Annotated in this window: 14 protein-coding genes; 4 read left to right on the top strand and 10 right to left on the bottom strand. The window is 63.4% G+C overall.

The window, feature by feature from the left end:
* Positions 1-3: 3 nt before the first annotated feature.
* From EA187_RS02165 to EA187_RS02150, 4 genes are all read right to left on the bottom strand, one after another.
* Positions 4-948 (bottom strand): PLP-dependent cysteine synthase family protein, encoded by a 945-nt coding sequence (locus EA187_RS02165; protein ID WP_127779017.1) that lies wholly within the window; start codon positions 946-948, stop codon positions 4-6.
* The gene (locus EA187_RS02160; protein WP_115603140.1) at positions 945-1,226 is read right to left on the bottom strand and encodes a ubiquitin-like small modifier protein 1; all 282 of its coding nucleotides are present in this window, start codon (positions 1,224-1,226) and stop codon (positions 945-947) included. Before EA187_RS02160 ends, EA187_RS02165 begins: the two co-directional genes overlap by 4 nt.
* 79 nt (positions 1,227-1,305) lie before the next feature.
* Positions 1,306-2,214 carry a pyridoxal-phosphate dependent enzyme gene (locus tag EA187_RS02155; protein WP_127779016.1) on the bottom strand — a complete coding sequence of 303 codons (909 nt, stop codon included), beginning with the start codon at positions 2,212-2,214 and terminating at the stop codon, positions 1,306-1,308.
* Positions 2,204-2,653, bottom strand: a complete 450-nt coding sequence (locus EA187_RS02150; RefSeq protein ID WP_115603142.1) for an RrF2 family transcriptional regulator — start codon at positions 2,651-2,653, stop codon at positions 2,204-2,206. The genes EA187_RS02155 and EA187_RS02150 overlap by 11 nt, the downstream gene beginning before the upstream one ends.
* Positions 2,654-2,843: 190 nt before the next feature.
* Between EA187_RS02150 and EA187_RS02145 the strand changes: the two genes are divergently transcribed.
* Positions 2,844-5,879: a fused MFS/spermidine synthase gene (locus EA187_RS02145; protein WP_127779015.1), complete on the top strand. Its 3,036-nt coding sequence runs from the start codon at positions 2,844-2,846 to the stop codon at positions 5,877-5,879.
* Positions 5,880-6,184: 305 nt separating this feature from the next.
* Here the strand turns inward: EA187_RS02145 and EA187_RS02140 are convergent, their stop codons facing one another.
* The 5 genes from EA187_RS02140 to EA187_RS02120 all read right to left on the bottom strand — a co-directional run bounded on the left by EA187_RS02140 (position 6,185) and on the right by EA187_RS02120 (position 13,228).
* The gene (locus tag EA187_RS02140; protein ID WP_115603144.1) at positions 6,185-7,453 is read right to left on the bottom strand and encodes a peptidylprolyl isomerase; all 1,269 of its coding nucleotides are present in this window, start codon (positions 7,451-7,453) and stop codon (positions 6,185-6,187) included.
* 179 nt (positions 7,454-7,632) lie between these two features.
* Complete coding sequence (locus EA187_RS02135) at positions 7,633-9,171, bottom strand: serine/threonine-protein kinase (RefSeq protein ID WP_115603145.1); 1,539 nt, start codon at positions 9,169-9,171, stop codon at positions 7,633-7,635.
* Between the two features lie 20 nt (positions 9,172-9,191).
* A complete protein-coding gene (locus tag EA187_RS02130; RefSeq protein ID WP_115603146.1) occupies positions 9,192-10,904 on the bottom strand; it encodes a serine/threonine protein kinase in 1,713 nt (570 codons plus the stop codon).
* A gap of 268 nt (positions 10,905-11,172) precedes the next feature.
* Positions 11,173-12,828 carry a chaperonin GroEL gene (gene groL, locus EA187_RS02125; RefSeq protein ID WP_115603147.1) on the bottom strand — a complete coding sequence of 552 codons (1,656 nt, stop codon included), beginning with the start codon at positions 12,826-12,828 and terminating at the stop codon, positions 11,173-11,175.
* 109 nt (positions 12,829-12,937) lie between these two features.
* The gene (locus EA187_RS02120) at positions 12,938-13,228 is read right to left on the bottom strand and encodes a co-chaperone GroES (RefSeq protein WP_115603148.1); all 291 of its coding nucleotides are present in this window, start codon (positions 13,226-13,228) and stop codon (positions 12,938-12,940) included.
* A gap of 275 nt (positions 13,229-13,503) precedes the next feature.
* On the opposite strand from EA187_RS02120, the gene EA187_RS02115 reads away from it, so the two are divergent.
* Both EA187_RS02115 and rsfS read left to right on the top strand, forming a co-directional pair.
* The gene (locus EA187_RS02115; protein ID WP_115603149.1) at positions 13,504-14,790 is read left to right on the top strand and encodes a glutamate-5-semialdehyde dehydrogenase; all 1,287 of its coding nucleotides are present in this window, start codon (positions 13,504-13,506) and stop codon (positions 14,788-14,790) included.
* Between the two features lie 93 nt (positions 14,791-14,883).
* Positions 14,884-15,333: a ribosome silencing factor gene (rsfS, locus tag EA187_RS02110; RefSeq protein ID WP_115603150.1), complete on the top strand. Its 450-nt coding sequence runs from the start codon at positions 14,884-14,886 to the stop codon at positions 15,331-15,333.
* 95 nt (positions 15,334-15,428) lie between these two features.
* Here the strand turns inward: rsfS and EA187_RS02105 are convergent, their stop codons facing one another.
* Positions 15,429-15,896, bottom strand: coding sequence for a 23S rRNA (pseudouridine(1915)-N(3))-methyltransferase RlmH (locus tag EA187_RS02105; protein ID WP_127779014.1), 468 nt, complete (start codon positions 15,894-15,896; stop codon positions 15,429-15,431).
* Positions 15,897-15,985: 89 nt separating this feature from the next.
* On the opposite strand from EA187_RS02105, the gene EA187_RS02100 reads away from it, so the two are divergent.
* Positions 15,986-16,741 carry a ComFC family protein gene (locus EA187_RS02100; RefSeq protein ID WP_164855905.1) on the top strand — a complete coding sequence of 252 codons (756 nt, stop codon included), beginning with the start codon at positions 15,986-15,988 and terminating at the stop codon, positions 16,739-16,741.
* Positions 16,742-16,800: the final 59 nt, after the last annotated feature.

The raw sequence follows: 16,800 nt of genomic DNA, 5'->3' as shown, positions 1-16,800 counted from the left end.
GGATCACTCTCCAAAATATCGGTCGGCGTGATCGCAGATCACAGTGACGATGACGCCTTCTTCAAGCTCACGGGCGACCTGCAGCGCAGCAAAAACGCTGGCACCGGCGGAGTTCCCGCAGGCGATGCCCTCTTCGGCGGCCATCCGCTCGGCCATATCCCAGCCGTCTTCGGTTTCCAGCCACATCAGTCGGTCGAGCCGCGACTCATCGTAGATCCCGGGCTTTATGGAGCTGGGCATATGCTTGAGCCCCTCCAGCCCGTGAAACGCATCGGCGGGCTGACAGCCGATCACCTGGATCTGCTCGCTAAACCCTTTGAGCCCTCGCCCCGTTCCCATGACCGTTCCGGAGGTGCCGGTGCAGGCCACGAAGTGGGTGACGCGCCCGCCGGTCTGCGCCCAGATCTCGGGCGCGGTGGTCAGCTCGTGGGCGCGCGGATTGGAGGGATTGCCGTACTGGTTGGCGTAGAAGTACTTCCCCTCCGTGTCCTCGGCCACAAGCTTACGCACCAGGCGAATTGCCCCGTCGCTGCCCTCCATCGGATCGCTGTAGATGATCTTCGCGCCGAACGTCTCCACGATATGCTTGCGTTGCGGGGAGACATTCTCGGGCATCACCAGCCGGACCTCCACGCCCATTGCCGCGCCGAGCATGGCGTAGGCAATGCCGGTGTTGCCGCTTGTCGCGTCGATGAGGATCTGACCATGACCCAGATCGCCACGCTCAAAGGCGTCGAGCAAAATCTGGCGCGCCGGGCGGTCTTTGACCGAGCCGCCCGGGTTCATGCTCTCGAGCTTCACCCAGACCTCGACCGCCTCGGGAAGCCCCTCGGTGACCTTACGCAGACGCACAAGCGGCGTGTTGCCGACCTGATCCACCAGCGACTCACGCCGCTGGGGTGGACGCGTGGCCTGCAGACGTCCGGTCCATGCAGGGTTGACGCTCATCGCAGGCCACCGGCGATCGCCGGCACGATCGAAAGAGAGTCACCATCGCTCAACGAGGTCTCCAGCTTATCCTGAAAGCGGATATCTTCTTCGTTGGCGAAGATGTTGACGAAGCGGCGAACGCTGCCGTCATTTCCAAAGATCTTGGCCTTAAGCTCGGGATGAGCCTCCGCCAGATTGGCCAGCGCCTCACCGACGGTGCTGCCCTCCACGCTGACGATGTCCTGACCTTCGGTGAATTTACGCAGGGGGGTAGGAATGCGGACGTTAACGCTCATGATATCTCCTGATGTCTTTTGAGTTTCAATCACTTAAACCTCCCCACAAGGAGGAGTCGGAGCGATGCTCCGGGGGACGCTAGCGGTCGTTCGGATCGATGAGCTCCTGCTCCCAACCCAGGTAGCGCTGGCCGCTATCGGGGTTGAGCGCCACGATGACATCCTCGGGCCCCAGCTCTTTTTGCAGCTGGAGGGCCAGCCCGACACAGGCCGCCCCTTTCGGGCCCAGCAGGATCCCCTCGCTCGCGGCGAGTTCATCGCGAAGCGCAAACGCCTCACGCATGGAGAAGCGAGCGAGCTCGTTGAATCGATGCTCTTTAAAGGCAGGAAGTTCCAGATCTCCCAGAATGGCACCGCCCATGCGCACCGAGGGATAGCTCTCACGCAGTTCGCGGGCCACGTGGCGGAAGGTGCCGCCGGTGGAAATCGAGGTGATAAAGGCTCCGAGTGGTGCACCATCAAGGGCGGTAAGCACCTCGCTGGCCATGGCGGCGTAGGCGTCGCGCACTGCCTCACGACGGTAGCTGTCGACGTAAAGACGATCGGAGGCCTGGCGTGCCCAGCCCGCAGCTTGTTCGATGGCCTCGGCCAACCCACCGTCTGCCGAGGTCCACTCGATGGTCGCACCGTAGCGCACGACCAGGTCGAAGAGGCGCCGGCTGGCGTTTTTCGGAGCGAAGACGCGGGTCTTCAATCCCAACACATCACCGATGAGCGCGGCGGCCACCGCGGAGTCATCCAGGCCTGCCACCGCCACGGTATCCCCCTCGACGACGTTGCCCGAGGCAATGCCGCGCTCCAGGATCTCGGCCACGTAGCGATCTCGCAGGCTGCCGCTGGGGTTAAACTGCTCCATCTTCACATAAACCGTCGCCCCTCTCGGTTCCCCGGTGCGCTTGAGGCGCACCAGCGGTGTGTTACCCACGAGCTGATCCATACGCTCGACCACAGGCGCCTTCGGCGTGGCGTTGGCGGACTTAGATGACATAGGTGAATCCCTCGTAGCACTGCCGGGAGAACCCCAGCTCTTCGCCGCGTTCGATCAGGTCAGCCAGCGTGACCTCGCTGAGCAGATCGATCATTTTTGCAAAAATCTCCTGACAGACCACATCGGGCACCTGCGCGGCGCTGTCCTCAACCTCGTCGACGAGCACATCGGGGAGCTCGGGGAGATCTTCGAGCGCGCCAAAAACCTCGGCCAATGTCAGCGCAGCCGGCTCCGCGACAAGGCGGTAGCCACCGCGCGGGCCGCGTTTGCTTTCCACAAATCCGGCGCGTTTAAGATCGAGAAAAATCTGCTCGAGAAAGCGTACCGGGACCTGCGCCCGCTCGGCCACCTCGCGTACCTGGGTGGACTCGCCACCGCTGTGGTAGGCCAGGTCAAAGATGGCGCGAAGCCCGTATATTGCGCGGTTTGAAAGGCGCATCGATGTTCTCGACCAGTTTTATCAGGTTTATTCGGAACAATTCCGACCAACAAACTCAACTTTCCCTAGCCTACGCCTTTCCAACCGTCAACGCAGAGCGCGTATTTCCAGCCTCAACGCCGCGCACAACTTCCGCTAAGCTCCCCGCATCTTTCATTCGCGGCGCACTCGCCGCGCCAAGGAGCACGTGGTGCATCGGCTGGTTTACATCTTCTTTCTCTTCTCCGGGTTCAGCTCCCTGGTCTTCGAGGTGATCTGGGCGCGGATGCTCCAGCAGGTCTTCGGTACGACGAGCTTTGCGATCAGCACGCTTCTCACCGCGTTTATGGCGGGGCTTGCACTGGGTAGCGTACTCGGCGGTCGCCTGGCCCGGAGGGTGGGAAATCAGCTCAAACTCTACGGAATCCTGGAGGGTTCGATCGGGATCTACGCTCTGCTCGTGCCTCTCCTTCTGGGCGTGTTGCCCTCGCTCTATGCGCCGCTCTTTGAGCGTTTTATGAGCGACTTCTACCTCTTTAGTCTGCTGCGATTTGCGGCGGTATTTGCGGTGCTGGTGATTCCAACCACGCTGATGGGGGCGACGCTCCCGCTGGTCAGCCAGTGGCTGGCCGATCGCCGGCGCATCTTTCACGGCAGCATAGGCCTGCTCTACGGGGCCAACACGCTCGGAGCCTGCCTGGGGTGTTTTCTGGCGGGCTTTGTGCTCCTGCCGAGCTTCGGGTTGCAGGCCACCAACCTGATCTTCGTGGCGGTCAACCTGGCGCTGGGCGCGACGGTACTGGCGAGCTTCAAGATGATCGAGGAAGGCGTCAGCGCCGACGCCCTGCTCGATGGTCATGTTGAGGACACACGCGTACGCGATCCGGCTCCGCTCAAAAGCGATGAGGTACCTGGAGCGGCGCTTCCGGGCTGGGCCTTGCGACTGACGCTAATCCTTTTCGGCATCAGCGGCGTGGTCGCGATGAGCTACCAGGTGCTCTGGACTCGTGCCTACGTGATCACGCTGGGAAGTTCGACGTACTCCTTTACGCTTGTGCTCACAGCGATCCTCATCGCCATCGCGCTGGGGAGCGTGGTGATTGCGCGAGTCATCGATCGGGTGCGCCGGCCGATCTTCGTCTTTGCGATGTTGCAGGCCCTGGTCGCCTCCAGCGCCACGGTGGGCTTCTATGTGCTCGATCGCATTCCAGGCTTTCTCTACGATCGCGCCCGGGAGACGATCACCAGTGTCGGTGAGATCTATGCGTACCAGTTCGCGTTGGTGGCGCTTGTGGTGTTTTTGCCCTCACTCTTTCAGGGCATGAGCTTTCCGGTGGTGGTGCGTGCGGTCAACGCCCGGGTGGAGCAGACCGGCGAGGAGGTGGGCACGGCCTATGCATTCAATACGGCGGGGTCGATTGTGGGGAGTTTCGCCGCGGGCTTCATCATTATGCCCTGGCTGGGCATGCAGAAGGCCATCGCGGCGATGATTCTGATCAACCTGGGCGCAGCGATGATTCTGTCGGCGATGGAGCTCTACCAGCATCGCCACGGGCCGCGTGCGCTGGCGATGGCGCTGGCCCTGGGGGTCGGTCTTGCGCTTTTTGTCGTGGCGCCCCCCATCGATCGGGCGCGTTTGAGCGCGGGGATGTTTCGCGTGCATCTGGCGCGCGAGGTCTACAGTCCGACGAGCTTTGAGACGAGCACCCCGGAGATCCTCTACTATGAGGACGGACTTACCGCGACGACCTCTGTGGAGCGGCGCGGGGGCGGCGTGGCGCTCAAAGCCAACGGCAAACCCGAGGCCAGCGACGGCGCCGACATGGACACTCAGATTCTTGTCGGGCTTCTTCCCTTTGTGGCGCGTAGCGCCTCCGAACATCTCACCATCGGGCAGGAAGAGGCCGCGATGGTCGGATTTGGCAGCGGTGTGACCGCCGGTGCCAGCCTGCAATGGCCGCTGAAGCGCCTGGAGGTCGTCGAGATTGAGGCCACGATGGTAGAGGCCTCACGTTTCTTTGAGCACGTTAACCACCGCCCCCTCGACGACCCGCGGCACGTGCTCATTGAGAGCGACGGGCGCAACTACCTCGAATACACCCCGCGAACCTATGACGTCATCGTGTCCGAGCCCTCCAACCCCTGGATCGCCGGGGTCTCCGCGCTCTTTACGGTCGAGTACTTTGAGCGGGTCCGCCAGAAGCTCAATCCAGGCGGGGTTTACGGCCAGTGGGTCCAACTTTATGAGCTTCACCCGGATAATGTGCGGCGCGTCTTTGCCACATTTCTGGCGGCCTTCCCGCATGTGCACGCCTTTTCATCGAAGGCCAAAAGCACCGACTTGATCTTGATCGGGAGCGAGCACCCGCTGGAGTTTCCCCCGGAGGGTTTTGAGCGAGCCTGGTCCATCGCGTCGGTGCGGGCGGAACTTGAGCGGGTGGGCATTGAGGACATCACCGAACTCTACGGGCTGATGTTCATGAACCAGGCCGAAATGGAGGCATTTGCCGCCGGCGCCGAGCTCAACACCGACGACAATGGGCTGCTGGAGTTTAACGCCCCTCACGATCTGATCTTCTATTCGATTGGCGAACTCTTCTTCTCGAGTCACTACTTCAGCGGTGAGATTTACGGGGATATTCGCCCCTACCTCAGCGGGTGGCCCGACGACGAGCGTTGGAGCGCGCAGCGGGTCGCCCGGCTGGGTCGGGCGGCCTGGGTGGCGGGTAAGGCCGAGCTTACCGAGGCGATCCTGCTGGAGCGGGGGCTTCGCGAAGCGCGTAACCTTGATAGTGAGCTCGATGAGCTCCTCGATGTTCTTGAGGCCGACACCCGCGCCATCGTGCCGGCGGCGCGGCGCACCTTCGCTGATCCCACCGACCCTCTCGCCGAACTCGCACACCGCGCGTCGGGCGAAGACGGCGCGCGAGCCGTCCTCGATGCGCTCTATGCCCAACAGAAGGCTCCCCGCCAGGGCTACGATGGTCGCCGGGGGCTTGTGCATGCCCTGGCGCTGATGCTCTCAGGAGACCTCAAAGGTGCTGCTCGCCAGCTCGATCACCTGGGCGACGACGCCCACATCACCTCCACCGAGCTCTATCCCCTGCTCGCCGGCCAGGTCTACAAGACGCGCCGGCGCTACCGAGAGGCCTACGAGGCACTCGCCCGGGCCGCCGGCCAGCCTGACCTGAAAAACGCCGATGCGTCGCCTCAGGTCGATGTCCTCCCCGGCTCGTCCACGCCCTGATTCACGCCCCCCCCCCTGGCGCCGAGCCGTTGCAGCAGCGACCGGGGCGTATCGCAACCAAGATCCCAAAAGCCCCGACGCCATCAGGCGCCGGGGCTTACTACCCCGTGAGCAGAAGTTGAGGTCGACGGCTGCGAAGCCGAAAGCGTCTCGGGCAAGGCGCGAAACTTAAGGCGATGCTTTCGCATCGTCGGGGCTTTGCAACGCTGCCCGAGGTGCTCTCAACGCAGCAGACACGGCGTCAACGCTGGCTCACGGCGTCATACTCTTAACGTCGATCGCTATCGCCCCTGCGGGCGATGCCATCAGGGCTGCAGGCTCGGGTCGAGCTTAAGCTGACGGCTTCCCTGCTGCTGACCGGGGAGCGCCTTCTGACCCTGCTGCTGCGGAGCCACCTGGCCGGGCAGGTTCATCTGCGGCATGCCCGGAGCCATCTCGGAGGGCGCGGCAGCCATCGTCTCGTTGACCGTGATGTTATCATCGAGACGCTCAATGGTGGCCGCTTCACGAAGCTCGGTCAGCATGCGCTGGAAGAGCTGGGTGCGGCGCTGGTGACGAAGCTCCACCGAGATGGCCTCGGCGACTTCGGTCAGGGGCGCGGTGGCGGCTTCACGCTTCTCCACGACCTCGATGATGTGGAAGCCGAACTGCGTACGCACCAGATCCGAAACGTCACCGGCGTTCATCGTAAAGGCGACTTCGGAGAACTCCGGGACCATGCGATCTTTGCCGAAGAACCCGAGATCACCACCGCGCGGGGCGGTGGGGCCTTCGGAGTGCTCTTTGGCCAGCGCCTCAAAGTCAGCACCATCGGCCTTGGCCATGGCGAGCACCTCTTCGGCTTTGGCGCGCGCGGTGGCCACGGCCTCATCGTCAGCGCCGCGCTCCACCTTGATCAGGATATGACGCGCGCGAACCTCATCGGGGCGAGTAAAGCGGTCGGTATGCTCGTTGTAGTAGGTCTCGACCTCTTCGGCCGGGACTTCCAGGTCGTACTTATCCGCCAGGTAGTTCTCCAGGCGGGCGTCACGCGCCATATTCTCACGCAGCGAAGCTTCCTCAATTCCCATCTGCTGGAGGTAGCCGCGGAACATCGCGTCGTTGGGGAAGCGCTCGCGAAACTCATTGAAGAGCTTTTCGACGTCGCCTTCGGTCGCGACGACCTTGGCCTCATCCAGGGTGCTCTCGACCAGGTAGTGGTCGATGGCCAGGTCGACGGTCTGCGACTTGAGCATCTCGAGCATCTGCGCGGGAACCTTCTCGGGAAGACGCGCGGCGCGATGGCGAACCATCTCGTTAAACGTCTCATGACCAACATCCTTGCCGTTGACTTTGGCAACGGGGCCGGTGGCGTGGAAGGGCAACTCCTCAAGGGGAATGTCCTCTGGCGAGGGGATGGCGTCGGCACCTTCCTCGGCGACAGCTTCACCTTCGGCCTTTTCCTCCTCGGCGAGCTCGGCCTCGGCGTTGGGCGCAGCCTCGTCTTTGGTGGAGGAGGAATCGCAGGCGACGACGCCGCCTCCCAGAGCAGCAACGAGCGCGAGCCCGATCAGTCGGCGTTTCTCAAAGAGCATGAAATCTCCCGGGGTAATAAAGGGGGCATGGGTTGGCACGAAAGAACGCGCTTTGGCCTACAACCCACGCCGGAGCAGTGTCAAGCCGGCCGTCGTGCCGCGCTTGATGGGTACGCCGCCCTCAACCGCGCCATCTCCCCGCGCATTCCCCCCCGCGCCCTTCGAAAGGACTCTGGCCCTCAGCGAGATGCGCTTTGAAGCAAACTCTGCACAAGCGTAGACCAGTGATGCGAGAACCAGGTGGCAACGCCCCCCACCCACTGCACCACTGCCAGGTGGTCGATGCCGCGCGCAAACCAGGCCGGATCGCGCGCCATGGCGCCGGCCAGGTCCGCCGGGCCCAGCGCATGGGCTACCCCGGCACCGACCAGGCTTAAAAGCCAGGTCAACCGCCCCAGCGAGCCCGACCAGTCGCTCGATGGCGAGGCCAGTGACCACACCAGCGCGAGCACAAAGGGGCTCACCGAAACCCCCAGTCGCAACAGGTGGTCGAGCTCACTGGCCTGAGCCCCAATCATCAAAAAGGCCATCGGGAAGGCGATGAGGCTCAACCACACCTCGGCCCATTCCGCAGTCGAGCGCGGCAATCTCAGGAAGCGGTCAAAGCGCAGCTGGCGGCGGCGTGCCACCGGGTCGCGCTCACGGGGGGCGTGCTCACGGTAGGCGTCATAATCCAGCTCCAACGCGTCGCCACGCCCGAACAGACCGCCGACAACTTCGCCAGCGCTGCGCTTTCGTTTAAACTCATCAGGGTCGACGCTGGCCAGGATATCGACTTGCTCACCCAGCGCCCCATCCCGAACGTCCGAGATGTTGAGCGCGGGGACGACCTCCTGATCGCGCTCCAGTCGGTCGAGCGCGCTGAGCAACGCCGCGGCGCTGTGAAGCCGTCGCTCGGGATCTTTTTCAAGTAACGCTCGAAGCACCCCGTGCGCTCGAGGGTCAATCTCACTCAGGCGCGCCAGCTCCAGAGGCTTTCGGGAGACATGCGCGCTGATGGCGTCCTCCACGCTCGACGCGCGCACGGCTTGCTCACCGGCGAGCATCTCGTAGAAGAGCAGGCCCACCGCGTACATATCTGCTGCCGGTCCGACCGGTAGCCCGCGAGCCTGCTCGGGGGCAATGTAGCGCGGCGTTCCCACCGCGATGCCCTCGCGCGTCAGATCGACGATCGATTCATCTTCCAGACGCGAGAGCACCTTGGCCATGCCAAAATCCAGCACCTTGACACGGTAGCCGCCGTAGCGCGTGGGCGTCAGCATCACGTTTGCCGGCTTTAGGTCGCGGTGAATCACCCCGGCATTGTGGGCTACCTCCAGCGCCATCGCGATCTGACGGGTCACATCGGAGGCCACCTCCAGCGAGAGTGGCGAGGCGTGCGCAACCTTATCGAGCGTCTCGCCATCGACGTACTCCAGCACCATGAAAATCAGGCCATCGTCTGTGCGCCCAAAGTCATAGAGCGAGATGATGTTGGCATGCACCAGCGCGCGCACCACCTTCATCTCGCGCTGAAAACGCCCGATGGCCGTCTCCGAGCTCTGACTATCGGCCGGAGGAATCGCCTTAATGGCCACACGTTCGGTGGTGATCTCGTCAACCGCGCTGAAGATCATCCCATAGGCCCCCGCTCCCACACGGCGACCAATGCGATAGCGTCCCACCAGAAGATCGCCCTGGCGGATAAGTTGTTGCAGTCGTCGATGCGGGCTGCTCATCCTATCCTCGTTTCGGGAGTTCAGGCCCAGGGAATCAGGCCAGCCATCAGCTCATAGAGCCCGGCCAACGCACCGGCCAGCGAGCCAATCGTCAAACGCAGAAAAAGGGGCGCGCCGCTGACCTGCTCTCCCAGAAACCACAGCGCCTCATTGCGTAGCGCGGCGGCAGCGGCGGCTGGAAATACAAGGCCAATCACCACCAGCCCCACCGCACTTGCCGCCGACGTACGCCTGAGCCAGGGCAGAAGCCATCGCCGGGTCACATCGGGAAAGTGCAACGTGTTGGAGAAGGCTACCCACAGAAAGGCCAGAAGAAAAGGCAACACACCGACCACCGCACGTGTGGCGCCTCCCAGGGGAGTGGCCGCTGCGGAGACCAATGCAAAGGAGAGCGCAGCGACAAGCACGAGCCCCAGGCTGCTCGCCAACGTCAGCCGCCAGTGCGCGTGACTGGCGGCTCGGTCCTGACTCTGGCGAAGATCATCCACACTGGGCGTTTGCCGCGCTGCGAGCTGATGCTGCTGACGTGCGACCGAGTGAAGGTCCAGATCAAGCTCTCCGACCGAAAGACTTCCCGACTGTGAGACGGTGCGCTGGGGAGGCGGGGTGCTGCTCGCGCTGCTGATCCCGCGTACGCCGGTGGTTCGGCGCATCCCGGTGGTTCGGCGCATGTTGCCCGAGGGCGTTCGCTGCGCTGCGGAGGACGCCTCCGACTCGGAATCTTCCGGGAGCGGCACGTACCCCTTGCCAGAAAACACATCGGCGGAGGCCTCGGAAGGCTCCGACTTCAATGCGGGCGTCTGCGGGAGCGAGGGGTACGATGAGCCTCCGCGCGCTCGCCCCTGGAGGATCGCCTCCAGCTCTTCGCGAAACTCCCGGGCCGAAGCGTAACGCGCCTGCGGGTGACGCGCCGTCGCCCGGTGAATGATGGCCTGAAGCGCCTCCGGCAGTTCCTCAATGCCATGGAGCGGAAGCGGCTCCTCCGCCAGGTGAAAGCGCGCCACCTTCGCCACACTCGTCTCGGCGATACACGCCCGGCCGGTGCACATCTCGAAAAAGATCAGCCCCAGACTGTACAGGTCGCTTGAGGCGCTGACCTTCTGACCCAGGATCTGCTCAGGACTCATATAACGCGGCGTCCCGATAAACTGTGTGGACTGACGCCCGGAGCTCGTCTGAATCGTCTCCCCGGCGCGCTCCACCAGCTTGGCCACCCCGAAGTCCAGCACTTTAACGGTCCAGCCCCCCCGGGCGGTGCGCCCCACCATCAGGTTGGCCGGCTTCAAGTCGCGGTGAATCACATGATGGGCGTGGGCCTCCTCCAGACTTGCCAGGATCTGCAGGCAACACTCCATGGATCGGCGCTTGCCCAACGCCCCCCGCGCTTCAATAACCTCATCGAGGGTACGCCCATCGACGTACTCCAGCACCATGTAGGGGATGCTATCGGAGGTGGTCCCGAAGTCGAAGATCGCCACCGTATGCGGGTCTTTGAGGCGGCTGGCCACGCGCACCTCGGTGATAAAACGCTCGGCCACCTCGGGGTGAGCCGCCATCACTTCGGGACGCAAAAACTTCAGCGCCACATCACGGTCCATCACCTCATGACGCGCATGCACCACGGTGGCAAAGCTCCCCTCCCCCAGCGGCCGCATAATGCGGTATTTTCCTTCAAAGAGAACCCCGGCGCGCAGCTCACGAAACGCCCGGGTCTCAGCTTCTGGGTGGGACATGCAAACTCTCTGGCTCAACACACCACGTGCACCCGCAGGACCGCGGGTGCACGAATCTAGCACCCGAGATCCCCACGGTCCATCGCCTCCTTGTGGAAGGAGTTCAAGGCTGACGCGAGACCACAGCGCGACCTTCTGGCGCAAATGCGCCCATAAAAAAACCGCCCCCCGCGAGCATCTCACGGGGGGCGGACCTTTCAACGCTTTAAGGCGTCGGGGGTGGCGTGGGCTCTCGTTGCACTCAACGCGGAGCCGACGCACACAGGGCTTACATCATGCCCATGCCACCCATGCCGCCCATACCACCCATGCCGCCCATACCAGCAGCACCGGCGTCGTCGTCGCCAGCCTTGGGCTTCTCGGCGATCATCGCCTCGGTGGTCAGCATCAGACCGGCAATGCTGGCCGCATTCTGAAGCGCCGTACGGGTCACCTTCACCGGGTCGATGACGCCGGCCTGGACGAGGTCTTCGTACACGTCGGTGCGGGCGTTATAGCCGTAGTTGCCATCCTTGCTGAGCACGTTCTGGATGACGATGGAGCCTTCCACACCGGCGTTGGCCGAGATCTGGCGGATGGGCTCCTGAGCGGCGCGGCGCACGATGTCGACACCGAAGGCCTGCTCACGCTCAAGCTCAAGGCCGTCGAGCACCTTGGAGGCGCGCAGCACGGCCACACCACCACCGGGGACGATGCCTTCTTCGACGGCAGCGCGGGTGGCGTTGAGGGCGTCTTCAACGCGGGCCTTCTTCTCCTTCATCTCGATCTCGGTCTGGGCGCCGACCTTGATCACGGCCACACCACCGACGAGCTTGGCCAGGCGCTCCTGGAGCTTCTCGCGGTCGTAGTCGCTGGTGGTGGACTCGATCTGAGCCTTAATCTGGTTGACGCGGCCGGTGATTGCATCCTTGGTGCCCTGACCACCGACGATGGTGGTGGAGTCCTTGGTGATGGTCACGGTGCCGGCGGTGCCCAGGTCCTGAAGGGTGGCGGCTTCGAGCTTCATGCCGCGCTCTTCACTGATGACGTTGCCACCGGTGAGGATGGCGATGTCTTCAAGCATGGCCTTGCGGCGGTCGCCGAAGCCCGGCGCCTTAACCGCGGCCACGTTGAGTACGCCACGCAGCTTGTTGACCACCAGGGTCGCCAGCGCTTCACCGTCGATGTCTTCGGCGATGATCAAGAGCGGGCGATTGCCCTGACCGTGGACCTGCTCCAGCAGGGGCAGAAGGTCCTTCATCGAGCTGACCTTCTTGTCGAAGAGCAGGATGAAGGGGTTGTCGAAGGTCGCTTCCATACGCTCGGCGTCGGTTACGAAGTAGGGCGAGAGGTAGCCGCGGTCGAACTGCATCCCCTCGACGAACTCCAGCTCGTCTTCCAGGCCTTTGGCCTCTTCGACGGTGATGACGCCTTCTTTGCCGACCTTCTCCATGGCCTCAGCAATGAGGTTACCGATGGAGTCGTCGTTGTTGGCCGAGATGGTGCCGACCTGCGCGATCTGACCGCGCTCACTGGTCTCGGTGGCCATCTTATGCAGCTCTTCGACCACCACGGCGACGGCCTTGTCGATGCCGCGCTTGATTTCCATCGGGTTGTGACCGGCGGTCACAAGTTTGGTGCCTTCGCGCAGGATGGCCTGGGCCAGCACAGTCGCCGTGGTGGTACCGTCACCGGCGGTGTCGGAGGTCTTGGAGGCGACCTCTTTGACCATCTTGGCGCCCATGTCTTCGAACTTGTCCTCGAGTTCGATCTCCTTGGCGACGGTCACGCCGTCTTTGGTGATGAGCGGAGCGCCGAAGCTCTTCTCGATGACCACGTTGCGGCCCTTCGGCCCCAGGGTCACGCGCACAGCATTGGCAAGGGTGTTAACCCCGTTGAGGATGCGCTGGCGCGCGCGGGTATCAAAAATGATCTCTTTGGCCATGATCTGTCTCCTGAAATTTCGGTTAGGTTGCTCGCCGCATCCGGCGAGCCAGATTCATACGCAGTACATCTCTCGCGCCCTGTACTGGTGCGCGAGGAGGCAGTGAGACTCAGTCGGTGATGACCGCCAGGATCTCTTCTTCACGCAGGATCAGGTGCTCTTCACCGTTGATCGTGACGTCGGTGCCGGAGTACTTGCCGAAGAGGACCTTGTCGCCTTCTTTGACCTGCAGCGCGACGGGCTTACCGTCGTCACCGGGCTTACCTTTACCGGTGGCGCGCACGATGCCTTCAAGGGGCTTCTCTTTGGCGGTGTCGGGGATGATGATACCGGTCGACGTCTTTTCTTCGCTGGGCACGCGCTGGATCAGGACGCGATCGTACAGGGGCTGAATCTTCATCGCTTCACCTCGTAGAATGGGTTAAGAAACACGTTGAGTGTTGGAAAACAGGGGCCGATGCGGCTCCTTAGCACTCTCAAGGGGGGAGTGCTAACGCGGCATACCGTATGCGCCGACCTAACCAAGTCAAGCAGAAAAGTTTGACACACCGCGCTTCCCCTTCAATTACGCCGCCGTTAGCGCTATCGTCCCGTGCGCAAGCCCCGCACAGCCTCATTCGAAGGCGCACTCCGGGGGCCTTGAGCTTCTGACCCAACGACTCTTGCGAGTACTCCGTGACCGACCTTTTTGATCCTTCCCAGCTTAACGAGCAGGCCCACCGAGTGCGTCGAGCCGCCCGCGAGCTTGCTCGCCAGCCCGGTGCCCTGCGCGATGATGCCCTTGCGCACATGGCCGATGCGCTGCGCGCCCACACCGAGGCCATCCTCAGCGCCAACCAGGCCGACCTTGAAGCCGCCCGGGCCAATGGCCTGGAAGAGTCCTTCATCGATCGCCTGCGCCTGAGCCCCGAGCGCATTGAACAGATGGCCAGCGCTCTCGACGAGGTCCGCGCCCTGCCCGATCCCCTGGGGGGCTACGATGAGATGTGGATGCGCCCCAACGGCCTCCAGGTCGCGAAAAAGCGTATTCCTCTGGGCGTCATCGGCATCATCTACGAAGCCCGCCCCAACGTCACCAGCGACGCCGCCGGGCTCTGTTTAAAGAGCGGCAACGGCGTGATGCTCAAAGGCGGAAGTGACGCCTTTGCCTCCAACCTGGCTGTGGTCACCGCCCTTCGAGAAGGACTTCAGAAGAGCGCGCTTCCGCCGGAGGCCTGCCAGGCCATCGGCTTTGTCGAGACGCGCCAGCGTGAAGCCACCGCCCACCTGCTCACGCTTAGTGATGCGATCGACGTCATCATCCCCCGGGGCGGCAAAGGGCTGATTGCATTTGTGAATCAGCACTCCCGCATTCCCGTCATCAAACACGATGAGGGCGTCTGCCACGTGGTCGTCGATGGTTCGGCCACCCCGGCGACGGTCGAGCGGGTGGTGCTCAACGCCAAGGTGCAGCGCCCGGGCGTTTGCAATGCTGCCGAGACACTGCTTTTCACCCGGAGCGCGCTCAACGAGCACGTGCCACGCTGCCTTAGAGCGCTCTCACAGGCCGGCGTACGCCTGCACCTCTGCCCGGCCAGCGCCGCGATCGCACGCGCGGCCGACATCGACTTTATCCCGGCCACCGACGACGCCTATGCCGCCGAGTTCTTAAGCCTGGAGCTCGCGGTACGCGTCGTCGCCGACCTCGAGGAGGCCATCGCGCATATCGATCGCTTCGGCTCCCGCCACTCCGAGGCCCTTCTCACCGAGAGTTATGCCCAGTCTCAGCGTTTCATCGACGCGGTGGACTCCTCGGTGGTACTTATTAATGCGTCGACGCGCTTTAGCGACGGCGGCCAGCTTGGCCTTGGCGCCGAGATCGGCATCAGCACCACCCGCATGCACGCCTACGGCCCGATGGGCTTAAAGGAATTGACGACCACCAAATTCGTTGTGTTAGGTACGGGACAGATCCGGGAGTGACCCGCGATTTCACCTCAACGCCCTCCCCAGCCGGCGAGGGTTGACGAGGTCACCGGCGCCTTTAGGCTCCGGGCAAACCTGACCAGGAGAGGAATGAAGACAGATAGCGCCGCTTCCACCCCGCCCCCCACCCAGTCCGACATCGATCAGGAGCTGCTCGAAGTCGCTCGTGGCATCGCCGCGGTCACCTGGGACTTAAAAGCGCTCAACACCACCGTCATCGATCTGCGCGGCCGGGTGAGCTACACCGATTTTATCATCGTGGCCACCGGCACCTCCGAGCGTCACGTTCAGGCGCTGGCGCGCCGGGTCGACTCCGAGATGCGTGATTCGGGCCGCAAGAGCATGGGCACCGAAGGCCTGGATACCGGCCGCTGGGCTCTGCTCGACTACGGCGACATCATCGTGCACATCTTCCACCAGGACGCCCGCAAGGACTACGACCTGGAACGCATGTGGTCGGAGGCTCCGCGACTTGAGCTGGAAGACGCTCCCGAAGAGCTCTACGGCCACTTCGACGGCGAAGCCTTCGGAGCCCGATAGCCCTCGGCTCAACGCGATGTGCGTTGCGAGACCATGAGCACACAGCATTAAAAAAGCGCCCCGGCAGCCAGGCTGCCGGGGCGCTTTTTTGATTCTTATTTGTGGTAAGGCTCACCGCGAATGATCGTCATCGCCCGGTAGAGCTGCTCCCACAACATCATGCGCGCCATTTCATGGGGGAAGGTCATCTTCGAGAGCGAGAGTCGCCGGTCGCAGCTTTTTATAAACTGCCGATCCAGCCCGTGTGCGCTGCCGATATAAAAGACCACGTGGCGCTGGCCACCGACCATCCAGTCGTCCATCCACTCGGCCAGCTCAGCGCTGTCGATCTGCTTCCCTCCCTCGGTCATCGCGATGGTGAGCGCGGGCTCCGGCGAGGCCTTGCGCATCGCCTCGGCTTCCTCAGCGAGTGCGCCGGCAACATCGTTACCGCTGACGCGCACCTCACGCACCTCCACGTCTTCCACCGGCAGATGGTGCGCCAGACGCTCACGGTACTCTCTGGCGAGCGCGCCAAAACGCTCGTCTCGCATCTTGCCCATCGCCACAACGCTGATCTTCATCGATCTCTCCAAACTCCCGGGGACACGCAAACTTCGGCCGGCCGCCACGATAACAGATCCACACACTCGGCCCGCCCCCGGAGACTACCGTGCCTCATCGCCTTGTCCACCTCCTTCAGCACGCCGTTGATCGCCTCCTTCCCCCCGGCTGCGCCGCGTGCGAGGAGCCGGCGCTCTTTGAGCGCGCCTTCTGTGCGATCTGCGAGGAGGACAGCTACCTGCTTCCATACAGCGTTTGCCCGGGGTGCGCCCTGCCACTGCCGCTGAGCCGCTCTCCCTACGCTTCCCTCCCCTCGCTGGCCGGCTGCCTCGGCTGCGCCCGTCGGCCGCACTCGCCCATCACCCGCACCACGGCCATCTGGGAGTACGAGGGAGCCGTCTCCGAGGCGTTGCGGCGCATCAAATACTCCGGCGATCTCGTCGCCGCCCAATCGCTGCTCAACGTCTCCGCTGCGCTCATCGCGCCCACCCTCCGCGCACTCCCCCCCTCGCTGATCATTCCGGTCCCTGCGCGTCGCGAAAACCTGCGTCAACGTGGCTTTCATCTCCCCTCCCTGCTCGCCAGGTGCTGGGCGAAAGGCACCCACCATCAACCGGCACTCTTTGCGCTCTACAAAACGCGTCAGACCCGCGCCCAGGCAAGCCTGGGACTGATCGAGCGAAGCACCAACCTTCGCGACGCCTTTAAGGCCCGGCTCACCCCTCGTCCCCGGACAAGCGTCCTTCTCGTCGACGACGTACTCACCACCGGCGCCACCCTGGATGCCGCCGCCAACGCCCTTCGAGAGGTCGGCGTCGAAAAAATTCACGCCCTGGTGCTGGCCCGGAGCCTCCCCCGTCAATAACTTTCGATCATCTTCGACACAGACGCGTACCACAACGCGCCGTCCTGCTCGCGGTGCGC

The sequence above is a fragment of the Lujinxingia sediminis genome (assembly GCF_004005565.1).
In the GTDB taxonomy this organism is placed as follows: Bacteria; Myxococcota_A; Bradymonadia; order Bradymonadales; family Bradymonadaceae; genus Lujinxingia; species Lujinxingia sediminis.
Note: the sequence above shows the minus strand (reverse complement) of the source record. Positions and strands in the feature narration are given on the sequence as shown.